The 1,473-nt window shown below is 70.4% G+C and carries 2 protein-coding genes; one reads left to right on the forward strand and one right to left on the reverse strand.

Going from position 1 to position 1,473, the window contains the following annotated elements; all coding sequences use genetic code 11:
- The coding region (locus ACFVHI_RS37155; protein WP_380346476.1) for an electron transfer flavoprotein subunit alpha/FixB family protein at positions 1–698 on the forward strand (698 nt) is incomplete at its 5' end.
- Between the two features lie 71 nt (positions 699–769).
- On the opposite strand, the gene ACFVHI_RS37160 is transcribed toward ACFVHI_RS37155, so the two are convergent.
- Positions 770–1,204: a hypothetical protein gene (locus tag ACFVHI_RS37160; protein ID WP_063346949.1), complete on the reverse strand. Its 435-nt coding sequence runs from the start codon at positions 1,202–1,204 to the stop codon at positions 770–772.
- Between the last annotated feature and the right edge of the window lie 269 nt (positions 1,205–1,473).

Below are 1,473 nucleotides of genomic sequence, written 5' to 3' on the forward strand. Positions count from 1 at the left end.
CCGTCCTGGTCACCTCCTCCGGCGAGGGCAAGGAGATCGCCGCCCGCGTCGCACTGCGCCTGGGCTCCGGCATCATCACCGACGCCATCGACCTGGAGGCCGGTGACGGCGGCCCGGTCGCCACCCAGTCGGTGTTCGCCGCGTCCTTCCAGGTGAAGTCGAAGGTGACGAAGGGCATGCCGGTGATCACGGTCAAGCCGAACGCGGTGGCCCCCGAGGCCGTTGCGGGCGCGGGTGCGGTGGAGAACGTGGCGGTGGAGTTCACCGGCAACGCGGCCAAGGTCACCTCGCGCACCCCGCGGGTCTCGACCGGCCGTCCGGAGCTGACCGAGGCCGCGATCGTGGTCTCGGGCGGCCGCGGCGTCGGCGAGGCGGCCGGCTTCGGCGTCGTCGAGGAGCTCGCGGACGCGCTGGGCGCGGCCGTCGGTGCCTCGCGTGCCGCCGTCGACGCGGGCTGGTACCCGCACAGCAACCAGGTCGGCCAGACCGGCAAGCAGGTCTCGCCGCAGCTGTACATCGCGGCCGGCATCTCCGGCGCCATCCAGCACCGGGCGGGCATGCAGACCTCGAAGACCATCGTGGCCGTCAACAAGGACCCGGAGGCCCCGATCTTCGAGCTGGTCGACTACGGCGTGGTCGGCGACCTGTTCGCCGTGCTGCCGCAGCTGACCGCCGAGGTGAAGTCCCGCAAGGGCTGATCCCCGCGCACGACAGTGGGAGGGCGTGGCACCGAGTACCCGGTGCCACGCCCTCCGGCGTGTGGCGGACGCTATTCGGCGAAGGCCGCGAGGTGCTGGGTGAACCCGCCCTGGACGGGCGGCAGCGGGCGCGGCTCGACGTCCACCGGCGGCTGCGGCCCCTCCATCGGCAGCAGCCGCAGCTCGGGCTGCTCGGAGCCGGGGGCGGACAGCAGCCGCACCCGCGTCCCGACCGGGACGGTGCTGCGCAGCCCGTCGACGATGCACCAGACGTCGAAGCCCTCGGCCATCCGGATCAGGGACTTCTGGCGGACCAGCGGCGTCCGGGCCTGCTCGACCTCGCAGCGCCGGACGACACCGGTGCCCTCGCTGGGCTCCAGCCGCAGCTCGGTGGAGCCGCAGGTGGGGCAGAGCAGCCGCTGGAAGGTCGGGTTGCAGCACCACGAGCAGCGCTGGAAGTACAGCGTGGTGCTCCGGGTGTCGGCATCGATGGCTGAGTGGACCACGCTGTCATCTCCCTGCGCTCGGACCGGCTTGTTCGGCAGAAGTTCGGCAGAAAAAAGGATAGGGAACTCAGTGCCGCCATGTGAAGGCACTGAGTTCCCTTTTTGCCGCGTGGGTGCATAATGAAGGGTACTGAGTACCGTCGTGAAACAGGAGTGGCGATCATGAGCCAGGAGTTCGATCTCTTCCGTATCTCCGAGGAGCACGAGATGCTCCGTGAGGCGGTGCGTTCGCTGGCCGAGGCGAAGATCGCTCCGTTCGCGGCGGAGGT

Source organism: Kitasatospora sp. NPDC127121 (assembly GCF_042677305.1).
Classification (GTDB): domain Bacteria; phylum Actinomycetota; class Actinomycetes; order Streptomycetales; family Streptomycetaceae; genus Kitasatospora.